Source organism: Hyphomicrobium sp., from assembly GCF_041659645.1.
Taxonomy (GTDB): Bacteria; Pseudomonadota; Alphaproteobacteria; order Rhizobiales; family Hyphomicrobiaceae; genus Hyphomicrobium_B.
In genome coordinates, this window is record NZ_JBAZXX010000001.1 from 284,991 (window position 1) to 307,375 (window position 22,385).

Consider the following 22,385-nt stretch of genomic DNA (forward strand, 5'->3'; position numbering starts at 1 on the left):
AGCAAACTGAAATCTGGCCCAGAAATGGTCAAACGCCTGGAAATGTGCCAAATTTCGGGTTCAGACTGGCGTATCGCCGTGTCATACAGGTGCGTGCGGTAGGGCGCCGCTCCGATCGCGCCCGCCGGTGTGCTTTGCGTGTCGAGCGCGGCTGCTAGAGACGTTCATGAACAATGGGCTATTATTTCTTGGCGGGCTTCTCGTCGCTATTCTCGCGGCGCTGTTTGCCGTGCCGAATTTCGTCGATTGGAACAGCTATCGCGGCGTTTTCGAGGAGGAAGCGTCGAAGGTTCTCGGCCGCGACGTTCGCGTCGGCGGGGATGTCAATCTGAAGCTTCTGCCCGTTCCTTACGTGCGCTTCGAGAAGATCCGCATCGCCAGCGTGACGGGACAGACCGGTGAGCCGTTCGTCCGCGCAGATAGCTTTACGATGTGGCTTTCGGGGCCGTCACTGCTTCGCGGTGTCTTGGAAGCGAGCCAGATCGAGCTTGAAAAGCCCGTTCTCAGTCTCGCCGTCGACGACAAGGGCGTCGGCAACTGGACGCGGCTCGAATTGAAGCCCGGCGATTTGCCGTTCGTTCCGCGCGACGTCGCGCTGCGGTCGGTGCGAATCACGGACGGCGCGATATCGGTCTATAATTCGGCCTCGGCGAAGATCGCGATGGTCGACGGTATCGACGGCGAGTTTTCCGCCGACGGCCTTAGAGGGCCATTCCGATACAAAGGATCGGCTTCGTGGGGAGGCGCCGAGCACGACGTTAAATTCGCGACCGACATCCCGGCGAGCGATGGGGCGTTCACGCTTAAGCTTTCGGCTCGGGCTGATCGCTCGCCGAATGTCTTCCTCCTCGACGGCCGGGTTCACGATCTCTCAGATAAGACGTCGTTCAAGGGACGGTGGTCCGGCAAAGTTCAGGTGCCTGGCAGTCCGACGATGGCGCAGGACGGAAAAGACCCGCCGCCGCTGATCGATATCAAAGCGGATGTCACGGCGGATGCGAAGGGCGCGAAGTTCGAGAATCTTTCGCTCGCGCTCGATAATGCCGCCGCGCCTCAAACGGTCTCCGGGTCGGCGGCTGCGACGTGGTCGGGGGCGCCGCGCCTCGATGTTTCTCTGAACTCGAAATGGCTCGACGTCGATTGGCTGGCCGGGGCGGGGAAAGGCAGTGCTGGGTTCTCGAAGCTGAAGCAACTTGCGCTCGGTCTCATGCAATCGGCTGCGGGCGACAGCACGGCTTCGGTGAAGATCAATCTCGAGCAAGTCAAAATCGGCGGCGAGAATGCGGGCGGTCTTTCGATCGACGCCGACCGGCAAGGCAACGTCACGCATCTTAAGACCTTCAAGGTGAGCCTGCCGGGCGGATCGCGGCTCGATCTTGCCGGCGATCTCAAGAGTGAGGCTGGAAAATTCAGCTTCGTCGGGAATGGATTCATCGGCGGCAGCAGTTTCGGCCGGCTGAAGGCGTGGGCGGATAAATCGGGCATCCCGATCGACGTGAATGCGGACGGGCCTTACTCGGCGGCAGGCAAACTCGACATCGATGATAAGCGATTTTTCCTCACCGAGGCTTCGGGGGATATTTCGGGGCGGCCTCTCGCGGGCGAACTCAAGATCACGCATGGCGACCGCGAGCGTACCGATTTGACGCTCCAGGCCGCTGATCTCGATACGCGAGAAGTTTTTCCGAAGATCGCGGGCGCGCTGCGCGTCGAATTCCGAAAATCGCTCGGGCTAACGTCACAGAAAGACGATGGCGATCCACAGGCGGATTTGCCCGGCGATGTTCGCCTTCGCGTTATCGCCGGCCGGATGACCAATGGCGAGGACTCCTATCGCGACGTCGACGTGTCCTTCTTAATCGAAGGCCAGAAGGTGAGTTTGCCGGTCGCGAAGGTCACGACGGAGAGCGGGCTGGCGATCGGGCTTGAGGGACGCATCGAGACGCGCGATGGCAGTCCAGTCGGCACTTTCGCCTACGATCTCGTCGGGTCGACGCCCGACGCCATGCAAGACCTCATTCGCAAAACCGGTCTTCTGAATGCGATCGGAGAGGATCGTTTCAAGGGACTGAAAGCGGGGAAGATCGCGGGGCTAGTTCGTCTCGGCCTTAGGGGGCCAAAGACAACCGACGTGACGTTTGACGGCTTGCTCGACGGCTCGAAGCTTGATGGTCAGGTGGAGTTCGACGGCGGTTTCGACGGGTGGAAGACACATCCGAGCCGGGTGCAAGCGACGCTCGACGCGTCGTCGCTATCTGGTCTTCTTTCAACAATCGGACGCGAGGGGCGCGAGGCTTCGGGGCAGGCCGCACAGCCGGCACGGGCATCGCTGATCGCTGCCGGAACGTTGGCATCCGGGTCAGTGTCGCAGATCGAAATCTCGTCGCAAGATTTCGATATGCGATTTCACGGGCAGGCGCGATGGCCGGAAAAATCCGATCTGGCGCTGAATGGCGCACTCGATATCAAAGCCGCCCAAGGAGACGAGGCTTTGGCCATCGCGGGGCTGTCGTTGCCGGATGGCGCCGATGGCGTTGCCGTGCGCGGTGCCTTGGATGTCAAACGTGACAATGGGACGTGGACCATCGCTTCGCGGGATTTTTTATTCGGGACATCGAAGCTCTCAGGTCAAGTCAGGGTGACGCCGGAAGTCGCCGCGATGCGTATCGATGGTGATATTCTCGCCGACCGTGTCACGGTTCCCGGCCTGCTTTTGGCGGTTGCCGACGCGCCCTCGCCGGAGGCAACGGCCGCGAGCGGTGGAACCGGCAATAGCGGCGACAAGGCTGGCGCGGATGTGCAACCGGTTTGGCCAGCGGGACTTTTCGACTTCGCGGCGCTCGGAAATACAACCGCGACGCTGAAGGTCGGGTTCAAGTCGTTGGCGGTGAGCGGTGGCTTGGCGACCAGCAACGGGACGATGACGGTCGCACTTGCACCTGGAAAGCTGACGGTCAGCGATCTCAATGCGGTTGCCGCCGGCGGACAGCTTACGGGACGAGTAAGCCTCGAAAAGGTATCGAACGGCGTCACGCTGGCGTCGGCATTGAAACTTGATCAGGCGAAGCTTGCGTCGATCAATGCGGGCGGCAAGGGTTTCGGGACATTCGAGTTCCAGACCGAGGCACGGGCACAAAGCCCGGCGGGTCTTATCGCGGTGATGACGGGCTCAGGCACGGCGAGGCTCACGGATGCGGAGATGTCCGGGCCGTTACCGTCGACCGTTGCGGACGTTGTCAACGACGTGCTTATCGGCAGGATTGCTAACGACGCCCATGCGATCGGAGATGCGCTCGTCGCGGCGGCCGGATCGTCAAGAATGCCGCTTGGCAATCGCGATTTTGCAATTTCGGTTTCCGACGGCGCGCTGAAGCTCAGCAATATCGATTTTCAAGGCGCCGACGGCCAAGTGGAGGGAACGGCGGCGGTCGATCTTCCGACGCTCGGCATGAGCGTGGTTTTCCAACTGACATCTGTCATCCGGCCGCCGGCCAATCACGCTCCGTCGGCAACGAAGGGATCGCTGCCGCCGGCGATCGTTCTGTACGGCGGCCAGCTCGACCATCTCGCAACCGTAACGGTCAATGCGGACGCTGGAGATCTGCAGCGGGAACTCACCGTTCGGCAAATGGAACGCAACGTCGAGGAACTGGAACAGGCCCGGCGCGCGGACGAGGATCGGGTGCGTCTTGAGAAGGAAGCGGCGCGAAAGCGTAAAGCTGCCGAGCGCGCGGCTGCGCAGCAAAAGGCACAGCCTGCGCCATTGCCGCCGGTCATTCCGGAAGCCGCAGGAACGGCGAATTCGCCTCCCGGGACAAACGGCAATTCGGATTACTATTTTGGGACCGAGCCCGCTCCGGCTCCCGCTGACGCGCAGTCGTCAAATCGCTCGACAATCGAGCCGCAACCGCAGAATTCGACCGGGCCAGCTTACGGCGCCGGGAACGGCGAGCAGAACGCGGCCGGTCAGCCAATCGTGATCGATCCGGCGACGGGGCTGCAGGTGGCAAAACCCACGCCGGTCGTGAAGCCGCAAGTTGCGCGGTCGACGTCGGCGGCGGCGAGGCCGGTGAAGCGGCGAACGTCGTCCGACGAAGTCATGAAGTCGTTAGGCGGATTTCAGTAGGCCGCTCGGTGGGATAACTGTTTCCGCCAGAGCGGCGCGGGTCAGTTGTCGTCCATCTTGAGGGCATTGATGAACGCCTCCTGCGGAATTTCGACCCTACCGAATTCCCGCATCTTCTTCTTGCCCGCCTTCTGCTTGTCGAGCAGCTTCCGCTTACGGGAGATGTCGCCACCGTAGCATTTCGCGAGCACGTCCTTGCGCAGGGCTTTGATTGTCTCGCGCGCAATGACTTTGGCTCCGATCGCGGCCTGGATCGGAATTTGGAACAGATGCGGTGGAATAAGCTCCTTGAGCTTTTCGCACATCGAGCGGCCACGGCTTTCGGCACGCGAGCGGTGGACGATGATGGACAGCGCATCGACCGGCTCGGAGTTGACGAGGATCGAAAGTTTGACGAGGTCGCCCTCTTCGTAATCCTTGATGTGGTAGTCGAACGATGCGTAGCCGCGCGAAACGCTTTTCAGGCGGTCGTAGAAATCGAACACGACTTCGTTCAACGGCAGCTCGTAGACGACCATGGCGCGCGAGCCGGCGTAGGTCAGTTGCTTCTGGCGGCCACGGCGATCCTGACAAAGCTTTAGCACAGCGCCAAGATAATCGTCGGGGACCAGAATGGTCGCTTCGATCCATGGTTCGTCGATATGGTCGATCTTGACGACTTCCGGCATGTCGGCCGGATTGTGCATCTCGATCATCGAGCCGTCGTTCATGTGCAGATGATAGATGACGCTCGGTGCCGTCGTGATGAGATCGAGGTTGAACTCGCGCTCAAGACGTTCGGTGATGATCTCGAGGTGGAGGAGGCCGAGAAATCCGCAGCGGAAGCCGAAGCCCAGAGCGGCGGAGCTTTCCGTTTCGAACGAGAAGCTGGCGTCGTTGAGGCGAAGCCTGCCCATTGCTTCGCGCAGATCTTCGAAGTCTGCGGCGTCGACTGGGAAAAGGCCGCAAAAGACGACTGGTTGCGCCGGCTTAAAGCCCGGCAACGGTTCGGCGGTCGGGTTTTTTTCATCCGTGATCGTATCGCCGACGCGGGTGTCGGCGACTTCCTTGATCGCGGCCGTGAAGAAGCCGATCTCTCCGGGGCCGAGCTGTTCGAGCATTTCCTGCTTCGGGCGGAAAATGCCGACGCGTTCGAGCTGGTAGGTGGCGCCGGTCGAGAGCAGCTTGACGCGCTGTCCCTTCTTCATGACGCCGTCGATGACTCGCGCGAGGACGACGACGCCGAGGTAGGCATCGTACCAGCTATCAACGAGCATGGCTTTCAGCGGTTTCTTGGCGTCGCCCTTCGGCGGCGGCAGGCGTTCGACGATCGCTTCGAGGACGGCTTCGATGTTGAGGCCCGTTTTCGCCGAGACGCCGATGGCGTCGGAAGCATCGATGCCAATGACGTCCTCGATCTGCTTTTTTACGCGCTCTTCGTCGGCCGCAGGCAGATCAATTTTGTTCAGCACGGGGAGAATGTCGAGATTGTTGTCGAGGGCCTGATAGACGTTGGCGAGGGTCTGCGCCTCGACGCCTTGGCTGGCGTCGACGACGAGAATGGCGCCTTCGCAAGCGGCGAGCGAGCGCGAGACTTCGTAGGCGAAGTCAACGTGGCCGGGCGTGTCCATCAAATTGAGCTGGTAGAGTTCGCCGTCCTTGGCCTTGTAGTCAAGGCGGACGGTCTGGGCCTTGATCGTGATACCGCGCTCTCGCTCGATGTCCATCGAGTCGAGGATTTGTTCTTTCATCTCACGGTTCGAGACGTTGCCGCAGAGCTGGATCAGCCTATCGGATAACGTCGATTTTCCATGGTCGATGTGGGCGATAATCGAAAAATTGCGAATGTGTGAAGTGGCTGTCATGGGGCGGGCTCATAGCACCCGGAACTCACCGGCAAAAGGGGCGTTAAGGCTTTAACCCGGGTTCCGAGCCATTTTGATCGCCGCATGGTCTATAAGTTGGCTGGCAAGTGGGTGAGGGGTGTGCAAAAATTCATCCATACTCTCGATGCCGAGCAGTATTTCTGGAGAAAGCGATATGGCGAATTCACCGTTCGAGGCAAACCCGGCATTTACGAAGCTCGGGGAGGATACCAAGAAGGCGGTTGTCCAGGCTTTCGACGCCATGTCGAACTGGCGCGCCGAGCTGGCCGAAATGAGTGAGAAAAACAGTAATGCGGTCTTCGACAAGATGGCCGAGGCTGCAAAATCGCTCGGTTGGCCCACTGATTTTGTCGAACTCAGCCGTAAGCAGATGCAAAGCGCTTCCAAACTTCAGCTGCAGGCGGTCGATCAGGTGATGGACGTCTGGGAAAAGCAGGTCAAGGCGGCCGGCATGCCGAACCAGTTCCCGAGTTTCGCAAATTTCCCTAATTTCCCGGGCGTGCCGGGCTTCGGCGCGGGCGGTCCGCAGTTCCCAGGCGCGGGCGGCGCCGGTTTCCCGGGCATGCCGGACTTCTCCGGCGCGACCAATCCTATGCAGTTCTGGATGCAGGCGGCCGATATGTGGCAGAAGAGCTGGCAGCAGGCGATCTCTACTTGGACGGAAGCCCAGCAGAACGCCATGAAGCCAGGTAACAAGCCAAATTCGCGCTAAACTTCTAAGCGAAACGCATCCCTCGGAGATTTTCGGCGCCGGTCCTCATAGGCCGGCGCTGTCGTTTATGGCGCAGTTCCCGGCGCTTGCCGCACGACGGCAGTCACTTGCCGAAATATGTCTCGATGCCCTATATTAGAATAATTCTAATTATTGGGGTGAGCTTTGACGCGCCGGTTCAACGAACTTGATCAACGTGAGATCCTGGCTCTCGCCATATCCCTTGAGGAGGAGCACAGCCGTATCTATGCCGATTATGCCGCGGGCCTTAGCGCGGAGTATCCGGCGTCGGCGAAGATCTTCAGCGAGCTAGGGGCGGAAGAGAACGAGCACAGGCGTTGGCTGATCGAACTTTTTCGGCGCAAGTTCGGAGACCACATTCCGCTGATCCGCCGTCAGGATGTTTCAGGCCTCGTTCGGCATGAACCGATCTGGATGGTACGGCCGCTCGGCATCGAGAAAGTTCGTCGTCAGGCCGAAGAGATCGAGGAAGAGACGCGAGAATTCTACGCGACCGCTCTCAAGACTGCGTCGGACGCCGAAATTCGCAAGCTGCTGGGCGACCTCATGGCAGCCGAAAGCCAGCACATCGGCATCGCCCAGCATATCGCGGATGTTGAACTAACACCGGAAGCCCGGACGAACGAAGAGCGAGCAGCGCAGCGATCGTTTGTGTTGCAGTACGTGCAACCGGGGTTGACCGGGCTGATCGACGGCTCAATTTCGACGTTGGCGCCGATTTTCGCCGCGGCGTTCGCGACCCATAATACATGGCAGACGTTTCTCGTCGGCATTGCGGCGTCCGTCGGCGCGGGAATCTCGATGGCGTTTGCGGAAGCCCTCTCCGACGACGGTCAGATTTCGGGGCGCGGCAATCCGTGGCTGCGTGGTTCGGTAACGGGCGTGATGACCGCGATCGGCGGCCTTGGCCACACGTTGCCCTATCTCATTTCGGACTTTCGGACGGCGACGACGGTCGCTATCGGCGTGGTGTTCATCGAATTGTGGATCATCGCGATCATCCGTTCACGCTTCATGCAAAGGAAGTTCTGGCGGGCGGCATTGGAAGTCGTCGTTGGCGGTCTCATCGTCTTTGCGGTGGGCATTCTGATCGGCAGCGCGTAGGCGCGAATGCTCAAAAGGCCTCATTCAGGCCATAGTCTCTTGACGCTGTCCTGACTGTCGGCAAAGTGCCGGCGCAGTCAACGGCCGAAGGCATCCCCCCATGCGCGCAGGTTTTATCGTTTCAGCGATGGCATCCCTCATGCTTGTGGGGCTCTCTCCGGGCGTTCAAGCTGAAAACACTCCACCGCCACCTGCGAACAAGCGCAATTGCAAGAACACCGTGCCCTTCAGTCAGTGGCTCGCTGATTTCAAGCGTGAGGCGATCGCGGAGGGTATTCGGCCGCAGACGATCGAAGAAACGATCGGCGGGATGACGCCCGACCAGGGCACGATCGCCCGCGACCGCAAGCAGGGCTTCTTCTCGCAGACGTTCATCGACTTCTATTTCAAGCTGGCAACGAAAAACCGCGAGCAAACGGGGAAGACGTTCCTCAAGCGCTACAAAGATATCTTCGATCGCGCGGAACAACAGTACGGCGTGCCGGGTCCCGTCATCACCGGATTTTGGGCGCTTGAAAGCGACTTCGGCGGCGGCATGGGCAACTTGCCGGTGCTGCGCTCGCTCGTGACGTTGGCATGGGATTGCCGCCGCGGCGATTTCTTCCGCGGCGAACTCAAAGCGGCTATGAAAATCGTCGAGCGGGGCGACCTCACGCCCGATCAGATGATCGGCTCGTGGGCGGGCGAACTTGGCCAGACCCAGTTCTTGCCGCAACACTATCTGAATTACGGCGTCGATTACGACGACGACGGGCGCGTCGACCTCATCCGCGATAATGCCGACGTCATCGGATCGACGGCGAACTTCATTTCTTCAATGGGATGGAAGCGCGGCGAACCTTGGATCGAGCAGGTTCAGATCACGAAAGATCTTCCCTGGGAGAAGGCTGATCTTGCGATCAAGCTGCCGCGTTCGCAATGGGTGGCTTGGGGCGTCAAGGGTGTCGGAGAAAATCTGCCTTCCGACGATCTTCAGGCGTCGCTGGTTCTACCGATGGGACGGAATGGTCCGGCGTTCCTGGCCTATCCGAATTTCGATGTTTACACGCAGTGGAACCAATCGCTGACGTATGCCTTGACGGCGGCTCATCTCGCCGCGCGCATGGCCGGAGCGCCGAACCTCACCAAGGCGAGCGGCAACGTCGTGTCCCTCAGCTATGAGCAGATCAAAGAGCTTCAAAGCCTTCTGAAGCGCCGTGGTCTTGACGTCGGCGAGATCGATGGCAAGCTCGGGGCCGGGACGCGCAAGGCCGTGAAGGACATGCAGGTTAAGTTCGGATTGCCGGCCGACAGCTATCCGACCGCCGACCTGCTTACGGCGCTCAAAGAGCGGAGCTAGTCCGTAATATCGCGCCGGCGGGATTCGTTCTGCATGCTCGTCGGCGCAATTTTTATTAGTGCAGCTTAACTTGCGGTTCGGTGCGGCGCGTCAGCAGACGCGACAGCGTATCGAGGAAAACCTTGACGTATCCGTGCAAGGCGACCTCGTGCATCTTGTAAAGCGACCGGTACATGATCTTCGCGTACCAGCCTTCGATGCGGATCGATTTGCCGTCGATGAAGCCCATAAGGTTTCCGACTGTCGAGTATTTTCCAAGCGAAACGAGCGATCCGAAGTCCCGATACTTGAAGGGTTCGAGCTTCGTCTCGCCCTTCATACGGCGCTGAATCTGAGCGACGAGGTGGCTCGCTTCCTGGTGCGCCGCCTGGGCGCGGGGCGGGATCGCCGTCGTCTGGCCTTCGGGAACCAGATAGGCTGCGTCGCCGATGACGAAAATGTTGTCGTCGACGGTCGTTTGCAGCGTCGGCTTCACGACGAGCGTGTTCATGCGGCTGACTTCGAGGCCGTCGAGCTTGGACATGACGTCCGGGCCCTTGACGCCGGCCGCCCAGACGACAAGCTCCGAGGGAATGTAATCGCCGTTGGCCAGCGTCACGCCTTCGGACGTCACGTTCGTAACGGCACTCCCGGTGCGAACCTCGACGCCGATGCCTTCCAGAATATCCGTCGTTGCCTCTGACAGGCGCTCGGGGAGCGCAGGAAGAATCCGTGACGCCGCTTCGATCAGCGTGATCTTGAAGTCTTTCTCGGGGTCGATTTTATCGAGTCCGAATTCAACGAGGCCGCGCGCTGCGTGGTGCAACTCGGCGGAGAGCTCGGTGCCCGTCGCTCCGGCGCCGATGATCGCGACATGCAACTGACCCGGACGAACCGGCCCGGGCTGGGCGTAGGCGCGGACGCACGCATTCAACAGGCGGCGATTGAAACGCTCTGCCTGTTCGGGCGTATCGAGCATGATGGCGTTGTCTTTGACGCCAGGCGTGCGGAAATCGTTCGATATGCTTCCGATCGCGATGATCAGCGTGTCGTAGGGAAACCAGCGGTCGGGCGTAATCTCACGGCCGTCTTCGTCAAATGTCGCAGCGAGGTGGACGCGCTTGTTGGCGCGGTCGAGGCCGATCATTTCGCCGTAACGATAGCGGAAACCGTGCCAGTGGCCCTGAGCCTGGTAAGCGAGTTCGTGGCGGCCGGTATCCATGCTGCCGGCCGCGATTTCATGCAGGAGCGGCTTCCAAATGTGCGTGCGCGCGCGATCGACAAGAGTGATTTCGACTTTACCGCTGTGGCCGAGCTTGTTGCCAAGCTGGGTCGCGAGTTCCAAACCGCCGGCGCCGCCGCCGACGATTACGATGCGGTAGATCTTGTCCTTCGTCGCACTATCGGCTGGAGTTGTCGTCGCGGGGGAGAGCGAATTCATCTGGGCCTCATGCGCATGTCATGACGGCGGCCTTAAGAGCGTAAATCGCCGCCTGTCGTCTTTCTTACATCCGTAATGATTTTTTGCGTGATCGTTTCAATGGCCTGATCGGTGAGGGTTTCAGTCGCAGGCTGGATCGTCACTTCGATGGCGACCGATTTTTTGCCCTCCGCTGCGAGGCTGCCGCCCTCGAACACGTCAAAGACTGCCACGCCTCGGATCAAGCTTTTATCAGCATTTGCAGCCGCTTTCACGATGTCGCCCGCCGCGACGTCTTTTGAAACGATGAATGCCAGATCGCGCGTGACCGGCAAAAGATCGGAAACGGCAAGCGGCGGTTTGGCGCGCGACTTTTTCTTCTCCGGCGGGAGGGCATCGAGGAAAACTTCGAATGCCGACACCGGCGCTTCAACATCCAGTGCTTTCAGCGTCGCGGGATGGATCTCACCGAAATACGCGAGCACGGTCTTGGGGCCGAGCTTCAACGCTCCGGAACGGCCGGGGTGATACCAATGGGGGGCATCACGCGTAATCTGTGCTTTGCTCGGATCGACACCGAGAGAAAATAGAGCAGCGAAGACATCGGCTTTGACGTCGAATACGCCAACCGGCGCGGCGCTACCGCTCCAATGGCGTCCCGAGCCAGTCAGATGCGAAGTTCCGGCGCGGACACCGGCGGCGCTCATATATTGATCCTCGGGCTTTTCGCCGCGGTAGGCTTGGCCAAGTTCGAACAGCGCGACATCGTCGTTGCCGCGATTGCGATTGCGCGTGACGGCCGTCAACAGTCCCGGCAGCAAGCCGGGGCGCATCGACGACATTTCTACCGAGATCGGATTGGCGAGGTCGAGTTCCGGAGCCCCGCCGCCGAAGTGCGTTGCTTCCGCTTTCGGGATGAAGCTCCAGTTTACGGCTTCGACGTATCCGCGCGCTGCAAGCAGGCGTCGGGCGCGGCGGGCTCGCTTCTGCTTATCCGTCAGTACAGCGCGCGCGATACCATCGGCGCGCGGCAAAGGCGTTGCCGGGATGCGATCGAGACCGGCGATGCGCACGACTTCCTCAACGAGATCGGCCGCGCCGTGGACATCGGGCCGCCACGTCGGGACGGCGATTTTTCCAGCGTCCGGCTTACCCGAGATCGTGAAGCCGAGGGCCTTCAGCGTATTGGAGATCTCTGATTCGGTAAGCTTTACGCCGGATAGCTTTTCGACCCGCGCGTAGTTGAACGGGATGACGCGCTCCGCGATCGGCTCCTTGCCCGCGACTTTGGCTTTCGACGCTTCGCCGCCGCAGAACTTCAAGATCATATCGGTCGCGAGATCGAGGCCGGGGCGTACCGACGCCGGATCGACGCCGCGCTCGAAACGATAGCGGGCGTCTGTCACGAGGCCGGTCTTGCGGCCGGTCGCTGCGGTGCGGACGGGATCGAACCACGCGCTCTCGATGAGGACGGCCTTGGTCTCCGGCGTGCAGCCTGTGCTTTCGCCACCCATGACGCCACCGAGACCCAACGGACCGGTATCGTCGGCGATCACGCACATCGTGTCGTCGACGGTGTATTCCTTGCCGTCGAGCGCAAGAAATTTCTCGCCGTTTCTTCCGAGGCGAGCGTGCAGGGTACCCTTGATCTTCTGGGCGTCGTAGACGTGCAGCGGTCGGCCACGGTCGAGCGAAATGTAATTCGTAACGTCGACGAGGGCGTTGATTGGGCGAAGGCCCGCAGCCTTAAGCCGGTTCTGCATCCAGTCCGGAGAAGCGCCGTTGCTGACGTTCCGGATCGTGCGCGCGGCGAAGACGGGGCAAGCGTTTGCGGTTTCGGGTGTGAACTCGAGCTTGACCTGGATTTTGCAATCGAACGCTTCGTTGAGCGGCGCGAGCTTCGGCTCAGGCTTGAGCGTTCCCATTCCGGCTGCAGCAAGATCGCGGGCGATGCCGCGCACGCCCGTGCAATCGGGGCGATTGGGCGTCAGCTTCACTTCGAGAATCGGATCGTTCAGTCCGGCGAGGTCGATGTAGGCCTCGCCAACCTTGTCGGCCCAGTCTGCGGGCAAATCGAGAATGCCGTCGCTGTCCTCGGAGAGTTCGAGTTCGGCGGCCGAGCACATCATGCCGTTCGAGACGACGCCGCGGACGGGCTTCTTCTCCAGCGTGATCTTGGAGCCCGGAATATACGTGCCGAGGGGCGCGAAGACGGAAACCAATCCGGCGCGCGCGTTCGGGGCGCCGCAGACGACCTCCATCAGCGGTTGGCCCTTGGCGATCTCGACCTGAACGACCTGAAGCTTGTCGGCGTTCGGATGCTTTTTGGCTTCGACGATGCGCGCGATCTTGAAGGGTCCGAGCAACTTGGCCGGGTCCTCGACGCTTTCGACTTCGAGCCCAATCGCGGACAGCGTCGTTGCGATCTCGTCGACGGACTTGTCCGTGTCGAGGTGATCTTTCAGCCAAGAGAACGTGAATTTCATGCTTCGTCATCCTCGAACGTCTGAGCCCCGGCGAGGATATTCGGGGATCCAGCATATGACTTGTCGCAGACGCAATCGTGGGCCTTCGGCACATTTTGCGCTGGATTCTCGACCTGCGACGCACACGCGGCGCGCGCTTGGCCGGGAATGACGATGTGATTGGCGGGTCTCATCAAGACGACAGGCCGCCGCCGAGGGTTGGGACGTCGAGCATCGAGAAGCCGTAGTGGCTCAGCCATTTCAGGTCGCCCGAGAAGAACGAGCGCAGGTCGGGGATGCCGTACTTCAGCATCGTCAAGCGGTCGAGGCCGACGCCAAAGGCGAAGCCCTGATATTTCTCAGGATCGAGACCGCAGTTGCGAAGCACGTTCGGATGGACCATGCCGCAGCCCAAAATTTCGAGCCACTGGCCCGGCTTGCCGATGGCTTCGGCGCCGATGTCGACTTCCATGGAAGGTTCCGTGAAGGGAAAGTGCGAAGCGCGGAAGCGCATCTTCACTTCGTCGACTTCGAAGAATGCTTTGCAGAATTCCTGCAGCACCCACTTCAGGTGTCCCATGTGGGTCGTCTCGTCTATGACGAGGCCTTCGACCTGATGGAACATCGGCGTGTGGGTCTGGTCGCTGTCGATGCGATAGACGCGGCCCGGAGCGATGATGCGGATCGGTGGCTTCTGCGAGACCATCGTGCGGATCTGCACGGGACTGGTATGCGTGCGCAGAAGCAGACGCGAACCATCGACTTTCGGCGAGAAATAGAACGTGTCGTGATCCTGGCGCGCCGGATGATCTGCCGGGATGTTGAGCTTGTCGAAGTTCATCTCGTCGGTCTCGATGTCGGGACCTTCCGCCACCGAGAAACCCATGTCGGCGAAGATCTCGACGACCTCGTCCAAAACCTGGGAGACAGGATGAATACGGCCCTCGGCGACGGGTCCGAGGCGCACAGGCAGCGTGACGTCGGCGCGTTCGGTCTTGAGACGCTCGTCGAGGGCGGAGGCTTCGAGGTCGGTTTTGCGGGCGTCTAGTGCCTCTGCAACTTTTGTCTTCAGCGTGTTGACGGTCTGGCCGAAGCTTTTGCGCTCTTCCGGGGGAAGGCCGCCGAGCTTGCCCATCAGCTCGGAGACGCGTCCCTTTTTGCCGAGGGCAGACACGCGCACGGCGTCGAGCGCGGCGAGGTCGCTGGCTCCTGCGATCTCACCCAAGAGATCGTTTTCGAGTTTGGAGAGATCGTCAGAAGTGCTCATTAGAAACCTCGTCCGGGGCGCGCCGCATGCACCAATTGTCATCCCGGACGGCGCGCGGCCTCTGTTTGGCAGGCCCGGCGCGCATGTTCAACTCCGCGCGGCGATCCGGGACCCATATTCGTGAGCCCGATCTTCGCCTGGAGCGCTGGGTCCCGGCTCCGCGCAACCGCGCTGGCGCGCGATTGGCTTCGGCCGGGATGACAGGAGGTGTGCGTTACGCCGCTTTCTTGACCTTGTCTTCGTCGGCCTTGGCGACAGGCGAGCTGGCAGCAGCCGCGGCCTTGTCGACGAGCGCCTTGAAGCCCGACGGATCGTTGATCGCGATGTCGGAGAGGACCTTGCGATCGACCTCGATGCCGAGGTTCGTGAGGCCGTTGATAAAGCGGCCGTAGGTCAGGCCGTGCTCACGGACAGCAGCGTTGATGCGCTGGATCCAGAGGGCGCGGAAATTGCGCTTACGGCGCTTACGGTCGCGGTAAGCGTACTGCTGCGACTTCTCCACCGCCTGCTTAGCGACGCGGATCGTATTTTTGCGACGGCCGTAAAAGCCCTTCGCGGCCTTGATAACTTTCTTGTGCTTGGCGTGGGCGGTAACGCCACGTTTGACGCGGGCCATGGGATTGCTCCTAGAATTCGAACTTCAAGATTTAATGAGTCTTTGTTGGCCGCGTGCGACTCCCCTTCGGGGAGCCGGCCGCACGCGGCGGGCAAGACTCAACGGCTGTAGGGCATGTACTTCTTGACGATCTTGGCGTCAGAAGCGTTCAGCACACCGGTGCCGCGTGCCTTCTGAATGAACTTCGCCGTGCGCTTGATCATGCCGTGACGCTTGCCGGCCTGGGCGGCAACTACCTTGCCCGTGCCGGTCATCTTGAAGCGCTTCTTCGCGCCGCTCTTGGTCTTCATCTTAGGCATTTTGCTTGTCCTTGTTTCGCTCACGGGCCGCACCGGACGTTTGCGCTTGCGCGCTTCACATCCTGGCCCTCCGCGGGGGTGGCGCTCGGCGCCGGGCCGCCTTTGCGGCCTCGGACCTAAAGGTCCGAAGTGCGGAGGCGAGCTTGGAGGCGCTCAGTGCCCTGGCTCGTTTCCGAGCCCAAGTGCAGATGCCTTTCGGCGTCCGCACTCTCGGCAGCTGCGAAGCTGCCGGTCCTGCGAAGGGATGCTTTTTGCGGTTTCCGCTTAATTTTCAAAAGCATAAGAACCGCCACGGCATGCCTCGCCGGGCGGCTCTGAGCCGGTTTATAGGGAAGTACTGGGGAAATCACAACATCCAACGTTGTGATTTTCGCAACGCGCGGAGCCTTTTCGCATTCGGATCATGAAAATCGCGGTCGTTACATCCGAACCAAGTACAAGGTTAATGCGTTGGTAAATCGCAAAAATGCGAGGGAGACGGGGCGTGCGCCAAATTATCGATCAGATCGTCAATTTGCTCCAGCAGGGCATTACGGCAATTTTTAAGTTCGTGGACCTGGTCTGGCAATGGTCGTTCGGCCAGATGTTCACGATCTTTCAGTCAAATTGGCAGGCGCTGCCGGTCTGGAAGATCGTAGTGCTGGCGATCGCTGTGATCGCGATTATCTACGTGCTCTATCGCGGCTTCTTCCAGCTCTGGCGCGCGGCGGAACAGATCTTCAAAGCGTTCGTCGAGCTGCTGATGGTTCTGGTGTCGGTGCTGCCGTTCGTGCTGCTCGCCGGTATCATCGCGGCTGCGGGAAGTTACGTCATCCAGCACGTCAATTTTTAAGGGTCCGATGCGGGCTTCGGGTTATGCGACGGCGGGCCCGTCCGTGTTCTTGCTGAACACGATGCGGGTCCGCACGTAATAGAGAGATACGAAGCAGACCAGCAGCGAGATGGTTTTACCCTCGATCGGCGGCAGGTTCATTTCGTGGACTGTCAGCCAGATCACGAGCGCGGTGATAACGACCCCGCCGACGGTCGTCGCGGCGAATTCGAGGAACCGGCGGTGTTCCGATTTGGGTGATAAACCGTGGCGAAAAACGAATCTCCGCGTCAGTCCGTAGTTCACGATTGCCGTTAGAGCGTAAGAAATAATGCTCTGGATGATGGGCAACCCGAAGAGGTGCGTGAGCGTCAGAAAGATCGAGTAATCGACGACAGTCGCGCTCAAGTTTACGCCTGTGTAGAGCAGCGCTTCACGAAGCTTGGGATTCATTATCGAGGACTTTCGTCGTTGCCGGCGAACGATGGTCAATTCGAAGACTGGCAGCAAGTCGACCACTTGCCTCGGGTGGCAAATTCCACAGCCTTCGCACGAGCGCTATTTAAAACGATGTTGAGGATTTCGATCCCGTCTGCCCCGCCCGGACGGCGAAGGAATTTGCCTCTTATTGCGCCTAATTCGCCCTTCGTGGGTGGTGCGCGTGGGTGAAGGTGACAGACTCTAATTATTCTTGTCAGTGGCTTTTGTTGCGAGTTCGGTCATGAAACTCGATCCATTCGTCGTTGCCATTCTGTTCGTCGCGGCGTTGCCGACAGCCGCCATCAGCCTGCGATCCGCAACCGGTTGGCGTGCCGGAGTGGTTTTCGCGGCCTTCTATCCGGCGCTTGTCGTGGTGGTCGGTATCGCAATGATTGCAACGTTCATTTCGCTCGGGGCGATGGGGCTCGTCGATCTCGATTGAGGATCGCCCCGTTCGCAGGCGCAGCAATTATCGCGGCGCCTTTCGATATATTTTGAAGCGATCATATCCGCGGTGCCGTGCTGGCATTCAGTCAATATTCAGCAGCCGGAACGGAAATTGTGGTCGCACGCTTCGTCCGCGTGCAATCCACTCAGATGATAAATAGCAACGGAGACGAACATGCGTCTTGCACCACTCTTGGCAGTATCTGTTGTCGCGATTGGATTATCCGCCGCCGCATCGAGTTCGCAAGCTGCGACGGTCGCACCGCTTACAGGAATTGCGGCGGACCAGTCGTTGGCGACGACCGTTTATTATCGCCCGTATTGTGGGCGGTGGCGCCATATTTGCGCGCGTCGCTGGGGTTGGGGCAATTGGCGCCATCGCCGCTGCATGGTGAACCACGGCTGCTAAGGTCTTTGATACGTTGAAATCGGCGGCGGCAGCACTTGGCCGCCGGCGGTTTCGTCAGAATGGTTTTCTCAGATCTGCTTATTCATCCGCCGTAAGCGAATGGCGAGCAGGCTCATGACCATCAAGGCAAATTGCGGGTCGTCCCGGACGACGGCGAGGAACGTCGGCTTATCGATGGCGACGACCTCCGTCGGCTCCGAGGCAATCGCAGCAGCGCTTCGCGGCTCGTCGTCGATCAGCGCCATTTCACCGAAGATACCGCCGGAGCGGACGTTTTCGAGAACGGTGCCGTAGGTAATCACGTCGACGCGCCCGGAGCGCACCATATACATGGCATTCGCGGCATCTTCTTCGAGGAAGATCTTTTCGCCTGCATCGAAATGGCGAAAGGGCGCGCCAATGCGCTCCAAAATCGAGAAATCGAACGATTGATCGTCGCCCATGCGGCGTCTCCGAGGCTCAGGGGGAACCTCGAATGAAGCTAGAACCGTCCGTGTGCGTCTGCAAGGAATAGGACGTCGATAGACCCGGCCGAAGCCAGCCGAGGCGGGGCAAGTTACCCCGCCGCAATCCGCTTATTTGGGAGCAAGCACCATCACCATTTGCCGGCCTTCGAAGCGGGGCTCGCTTTCGACCTTGGAAATAGCTTCGGTATCGGCTTTCACGCGCTGCAGAACCGCCATGCCGAGCTGCGAGTGAGCCATTTCGCGGCCACGAAACCGCAAGGTGATCTTGACCTTATCGCCTTCGTCGAAGAACCGCCTAATGGCGCGCATCTTGACGTCGTAGTCATGATCATCAATGCCCGGGCGCATTTTGATTTCTTTGAGCTCGACGATCTTCTGGTTCTTGCGAGCTTCGGCGGCTTTCTTCTGTTCTTGGAATTTGAATTTGCCGAAATCGAGTATCTTGCAAACGGGAGGCTCAGCGTCAGGCGAGATCTCAACGAGATCCAGTCCGGCGGTCTCGGCACGAGCAAGCGCATCGATTTTTGATATCACCCCGACATTCTGTCCTGTCTCGTCGATGAGACGAACTTCCCGGGCCCGGATTTGATCGTTGATGCGGGGCCCTGAGTTTTCCCGGCTCTGAGGCTCGGGTCGCATTGGTTTACGGATGGTACAAGCTCCTTTTGCTGTTTCAGTTATTTTTCGTCGCTAAAAAACACATAGCTCCGGTTGGGACCAGAGTTTCGCGCTGCGCAGAGTTCGAAACTCAGCGCCAAAAGTCAAGCTCATTTGACTATGGAAAGGCGAAACGTGGATGGTTCCATGCCTAATTCCAGAGGCAGTGTCTTGCAGGCAAAAGTCAAAGTACTTGGATGGATGAATTGCTGTTTCTACGCATACGCAGAATTCGCTGCCAGCGGTAGTAGGCGGTGATCCTGGCAAAGCCCAGTCCGGTCCGTCCGCCCGTGAAATGCCCGCGGCCAATATAGTACTTCAGGAAGCTGGCCGGAAACTCGGTGACGGTCCGAATAGCCAGTTCAAGTGGTGATTTCTGTTTTGAATTCAATGCATTATAGGTAGCCCGTTCGTCGCACTTGCGTGCCAGATCGTCGAGTGAGCGGATCGAATGGTGATAGACCGTGCCGTTGAGGTTGCCCACTTTTTCGTTCTTTGGGTCGACGGAATCGAAAAGGGTCGAATTCGCGAACCGCACGCGCCGGCGGTCATAGAGCCGTAGGCAATAGTGATCATTGGCGAACACTCGTGGCTTGGTCCAGCCGGGGTAAACGATCTTGACTGCCATACCGTAGACGCTGCGTTCGGGTTTGCCGCTGTCGAAGACGTTTTCAATCGATCGTTGGAGCGCAGGCGTTACGACTTCGTCGGCATCAAGGTTGAGCACCCAATCGTTGCGGCATTGCTCTTCGCCGAAGCGCTTTTGCTGACCGAATCCGGGCCAAGTATTGAAGATTACACGTGCGCCGGCGGCTTTGGATATCGCCGTGGTCCCATCGGTGCTGCCTGAATCGATGACAATGATCTCATCAACCCAATCGCGGACGGACGCGATGGTGGCCTCAATGCGATCGGCTTCATTGAGCGCGATGATGAAGCAGGAAATCGGGAGGCGCTGTTTCGAGCCATTCGCTGCAATTCGCTGCGGCGCTGCTCGTCCGGTCGTGACGCGGTCGTACACTGCGAGGGTTTTGGTTTTGAGTTGGTCGAGAGTAAAGCGCCGCCGCACCTGAACGGAGCCACGTGCTCCCATCGCTTTGCGTTCGTCGGCTGACCAACTGAGCATTTTGGTAATCGCATCGGCAAGGGCTTCGGGATTGGCGTAGGGGACGCGCAGTCCGCTCGCTTCACCGGCCGGTACGTCGGGTTCGGTAAGAGCGACCTCGCGGCCAGGTCCCGTATCGGAGACGATGAGGGGCACGCCCATCGCCTGGCCTTCGATGGCGACGCGCGGCAGACCTTCCTGTTCGGAGATGTTCAATGCGATGTCGCTGATGGCGTAGGCGGCGGCGACGTCGCGGACGTGGCCGGGAAAGCGCAATTGATGAGCGACGCCCTCGCGTTCGCCGAGGGCTTCGAGTTCGGTCTTGAAAGCGGGTTTCTCGATCTCGCCCGCCAAAACACAGACGAGATCCGGTGCGCCGCGTTGTTTCAAAAGACCGAGCGCGGAGACGAGATGATGCTGCGCCTTTCGCGGCGTGATCCGTCCGGCAAGGATCAGCACCGGCTTGGTTCCGTCGGCATCGAGAAGTTGGCGGACGGCCGTCAACCGGTCCGGCGTCAATTTAGACGGATCGAATACGCTTGCATCGAAGGCGCGATGGATGATGGCGATCCGATCCTCGGGCGTGCGATACCGCGTGCGAATCAGATGGGCCATGTAATCGGACACCGCGATGACCGTATCGCTGCGTGCCATGACGCTATTATAGAAATTCTTGAGCCAGCCCTTCTCGGAATATTCTGAATGGTACGTTGTCACGAAAGGAATTCCGGTACGCTGCGCGGCGTAGAGCGCGCTCCAGGCGGGAGCGCGGCTGCGTGCATGGATGATCGTGACGTTTTCACGGCGAATGATGCCGGCGAGTTTAGAAGCATTCTGCGCGAGCACGAGAGGGTTCTTCGTTGCCAACGGCAAAACGATATGCTCTGCACCTGCGGTGACAAGCTGATCGACAAGAGGTCCCCCCTCGGAAGCGACGAGCGCACGGTGCCCACTTTGGACCAAAGCTGTGGCAATTTGCAGGCATCCCAGCTCGGCGCCGCCCGCTCGCATGCGCGGAATGACTTGCAGCACCGTCAGTGACTTGTTCATTTCAGCTCATCAAATTCGAATTCGTTGGGATCAACGATGGCCAGTTCCTATAAAATTCCAAGCTCCGAACCGCAATTGCTACCTGTCGGAACTGGAGCAGAAGCCCGCAATGTCGCGTTTGTTGCGCATCCCGCAGGTAATCCTGGGATTTTTTGGCTGCCGGGCTTCATGTCGGACATGGGCTCGACGAAGGCAACCGCCGTTGCGGCATGGGCCGCCGCGCGTGGACTTTCGTCCACGCTATTTGATTATTCGGGGCACGGGCGTTCATCGGGCGCCATAGAAACTGGCACCATCGGCCGATGGCTGGAGGAAGCTGAGGCGATATTTACCAAGCTGACCCAAGGCCCGCAGATCATCATCGGGTCGAGCATGGGCGGATATATTTCGCTTTTGCTTTTGCGGAAGCTTCTCAGAGACCGCCCCCAGGATGCGGCGCGCATCAAGGCGCTTCTGCTGATCGCGCCCGCATGGGACATGACGGAAGAATTGATGTGGAAGCGATTCCCCGACGACACGCGTCACGCGATCATGGCGGACGGTTTTTTTCGGCAACCTTCCGCTTATGCGTCGCCGTACATGATCACGCGCCAGCTCATTGAAGAGGGGCGCGAACATCTTCTCGCGCGGAAGCCATTCGATCCGGGACGTCCGGTCGTCATTCTTCAGGGGCTTCAAGATGCCGATGTGCCCGCTTCCCATACGCAAGAACTTAAGACCTTTCTTACGGGCGACAAGGTCAAGCTGATCGAGATCGCAGATGGCGAGCATCGGCTGTCGCGACCGCAGGATCTCTACCTGCTGTTCTCGGAACTCGCGGCACTTCTCTAGCGCTACCTGTCGTTCGCGGATGTGAGGTCCGTATCGGGAAGACCTTCCGCGACGGCGTTCTCAAGGCTCGATGCGCCTGCGGCTTCAGCCGTTATTTCGGGCACGACCCAGATGCGGAAATTCTGCGTCGCAAGGCCGTTGTCGCAAGCCAAGGAGTCGCCATCCTTGCGGCAGCTTCTGTCGGCGGCGAGGGTATAGGCTCCCGCGGATGCGCCGCCACCTTCGCCGACCTCAATGACGTCGATGCGGGCGGACGGATCGACCGTGACATTGCGATAGACACATCCGGATTTGCCGCTGCAGGAATCCGCCGTCATGTCGTCGGTGCCGGTCAGGGCGACGGCCTGGTTGCGAGGCATTTCGCGTGCGGGCGAGGTGATGCCGTTCGAGAGCCAACAGCGATTGTCGATGCAAATGATTGGATCGGGCTTGATTCCGAGACCTCCACCCTCGGGATCGAGCACCAGTAGGACGGTGGCTGCCGCTGTCACTGGTCTTGGCGCTTCGGGGCGGACTTCCGGAGGTTCGGCTACGGGTTTTGGCGGCAAAGCGGCGAGCTTCGTCGGCGGAGGCGGAAGTTGCGCGGGCGGAGAAAGCGCTGGAGGCGCGGGTGCGACGACCACCACCGGTGTCGCCGCCAATGTCGCCGTCGTCTGCTGGGCTTCCCGTTGCTGACGCTCAAGTGCTTCGGCGCGGGCGCGTTCGAGCATGTCGGCTTCGTAATCGGAGCCGGGTTTGGTGAAAAGCCGCTGCGGAGGGGCTGGTTTCTCGATGGTCGATTCGGAAAATTTTTGCGCGATAGCCTGCGCTGGGTCGACTGTATCCGCATGGGCGGCGAGAGCGGACATCGTTACCGCTGCTGTCGCGACAAGGAGCGCTTTGATCTGCATGGGGGTCTCGCCGTTCTGCACGTCG

The 22,385-nt window shown here is 59.9% G+C and carries 18 protein-coding genes; 7 read left to right on the plus strand and 11 right to left on the minus strand.

What is annotated here, in order from left to right; genetic code table 11:
• Positions 1-166: 166 nt before the first annotated feature.
• A complete protein-coding gene (locus WC811_RS01270) occupies positions 167-4,126 on the plus strand; it encodes an AsmA family protein (protein WP_372640072.1) in 3,960 nt (1,319 codons plus the stop codon).
• Between the two features lie 41 nt (positions 4,127-4,167).
• Here WC811_RS01270 and lepA read toward each other — a convergent pair whose 3' ends face one another.
• A complete protein-coding gene (gene lepA, locus WC811_RS01275; RefSeq protein ID WP_372640074.1) occupies positions 4,168-5,970 on the minus strand; it encodes a translation elongation factor 4 in 1,803 nt (600 codons plus the stop codon).
• A gap of 175 nt (positions 5,971-6,145) precedes the next feature.
• Between lepA and WC811_RS01280 the strand changes: the two genes are divergently transcribed.
• From WC811_RS01280 to WC811_RS01290, 3 genes are all read left to right on the plus strand, one after another.
• Positions 6,146-6,703, plus strand: coding sequence for a hypothetical protein (locus tag WC811_RS01280; RefSeq protein ID WP_372640077.1), 558 nt, complete (start codon positions 6,146-6,148; stop codon positions 6,701-6,703).
• 165 nt (positions 6,704-6,868) lie between these two features.
• Positions 6,869-7,828 carry an iron exporter MbfA gene (gene mbfA, locus WC811_RS01285; protein ID WP_372640079.1) on the plus strand — a complete coding sequence of 320 codons (960 nt, stop codon included), beginning with the start codon at positions 6,869-6,871 and terminating at the stop codon, positions 7,826-7,828.
• Between the two features lie 100 nt (positions 7,829-7,928).
• A complete protein-coding gene (locus tag WC811_RS01290) occupies positions 7,929-9,167 on the plus strand; it encodes a lytic murein transglycosylase (protein ID WP_372640081.1) in 1,239 nt (412 codons plus the stop codon).
• A gap of 55 nt (positions 9,168-9,222) precedes the next feature.
• On the opposite strand, the gene WC811_RS01295 is transcribed toward WC811_RS01290, so the two are convergent.
• The 5 genes from WC811_RS01295 to rpmI all read right to left on the minus strand — a co-directional run bounded on the left by WC811_RS01295 (position 9,223) and on the right by rpmI (position 15,213).
• Complete coding sequence (locus WC811_RS01295) at positions 9,223-10,587, minus strand: NAD(P)/FAD-dependent oxidoreductase (protein ID WP_372640083.1); 1,365 nt, start codon at positions 10,585-10,587, stop codon at positions 9,223-9,225.
• 32 nt (positions 10,588-10,619) lie between these two features.
• Entirely contained in the window at positions 10,620-13,052 is a 2,433-nt protein-coding gene (pheT, locus tag WC811_RS01300; RefSeq protein WP_372640085.1) for a phenylalanine--tRNA ligase subunit beta, read from the minus strand.
• 172 nt (positions 13,053-13,224) lie between these two features.
• Entirely contained in the window at positions 13,225-14,298 is a 1,074-nt protein-coding gene (gene pheS / locus WC811_RS01305; protein ID WP_372640087.1) for a phenylalanine--tRNA ligase subunit alpha, read from the minus strand.
• 214 nt (positions 14,299-14,512) lie between these two features.
• Positions 14,513-14,914, minus strand: a complete 402-nt coding sequence (gene rplT / locus WC811_RS01310; protein WP_372640089.1) for a 50S ribosomal protein L20 — start codon at positions 14,912-14,914, stop codon at positions 14,513-14,515.
• 98 nt (positions 14,915-15,012) lie between these two features.
• Positions 15,013-15,213 (minus strand): 50S ribosomal protein L35, encoded by a 201-nt coding sequence (gene rpmI / locus WC811_RS01315; RefSeq protein WP_372640092.1) that lies wholly within the window; start codon positions 15,211-15,213, stop codon positions 15,013-15,015.
• Between the two features lie 484 nt (positions 15,214-15,697).
• On the opposite strand from rpmI, the gene WC811_RS01320 reads away from it, so the two are divergent.
• Positions 15,698-16,045, plus strand: a complete 348-nt coding sequence (locus WC811_RS01320) for a hypothetical protein (RefSeq protein ID WP_372640094.1) — start codon at positions 15,698-15,700, stop codon at positions 16,043-16,045.
• Between the two features lie 21 nt (positions 16,046-16,066).
• Here WC811_RS01320 and WC811_RS01325 read toward each other — a convergent pair whose 3' ends face one another.
• Positions 16,067-16,477 (minus strand): GtrA family protein, encoded by a 411-nt coding sequence (locus WC811_RS01325; protein ID WP_372640096.1) that lies wholly within the window; start codon positions 16,475-16,477, stop codon positions 16,067-16,069.
• Between the two features lie 268 nt (positions 16,478-16,745).
• On the opposite strand from WC811_RS01325, the gene WC811_RS01330 reads away from it, so the two are divergent.
• Positions 16,746-16,946, plus strand: coding sequence for a hypothetical protein (locus WC811_RS01330; protein ID WP_372640098.1), 201 nt, complete (start codon positions 16,746-16,748; stop codon positions 16,944-16,946).
• Between the two features lie 482 nt (positions 16,947-17,428).
• Here WC811_RS01330 and WC811_RS01335 read toward each other — a convergent pair whose 3' ends face one another.
• The 3 genes from WC811_RS01335 to WC811_RS01345 form a co-directional block, all read right to left on the minus strand.
• Positions 17,429-17,803: a Crp/Fnr family transcriptional regulator gene (locus WC811_RS01335; protein ID WP_372640100.1), complete on the minus strand. Its 375-nt coding sequence runs from the start codon at positions 17,801-17,803 to the stop codon at positions 17,429-17,431.
• 132 nt (positions 17,804-17,935) lie between these two features.
• Complete coding sequence (gene infC / locus WC811_RS01340) at positions 17,936-18,466, minus strand: translation initiation factor IF-3 (RefSeq protein ID WP_372640102.1); 531 nt, start codon at positions 18,464-18,466, stop codon at positions 17,936-17,938.
• Between the two features lie 202 nt (positions 18,467-18,668).
• On the minus strand, positions 18,669-20,639 hold the full coding sequence (locus WC811_RS01345) for a glycosyltransferase (RefSeq protein ID WP_372640104.1): 1,971 nt from the start codon (positions 20,637-20,639) through the stop codon (positions 18,669-18,671).
• A gap of 36 nt (positions 20,640-20,675) precedes the next feature.
• Between WC811_RS01345 and WC811_RS01350 the strand changes: the two genes are divergently transcribed.
• The gene (locus WC811_RS01350) at positions 20,676-21,470 is read left to right on the plus strand and encodes an alpha/beta hydrolase (protein WP_372640105.1); all 795 of its coding nucleotides are present in this window, start codon (positions 20,676-20,678) and stop codon (positions 21,468-21,470) included.
• A 2-nt stretch (positions 21,471-21,472) separates the two neighbouring features.
• Here WC811_RS01350 and WC811_RS01355 read toward each other — a convergent pair whose 3' ends face one another.
• Entirely contained in the window at positions 21,473-22,360 is an 888-nt protein-coding gene (locus WC811_RS01355; RefSeq protein WP_372640107.1) for a hypothetical protein, read from the minus strand.
• Positions 22,361-22,385: the final 25 nt, after the last annotated feature.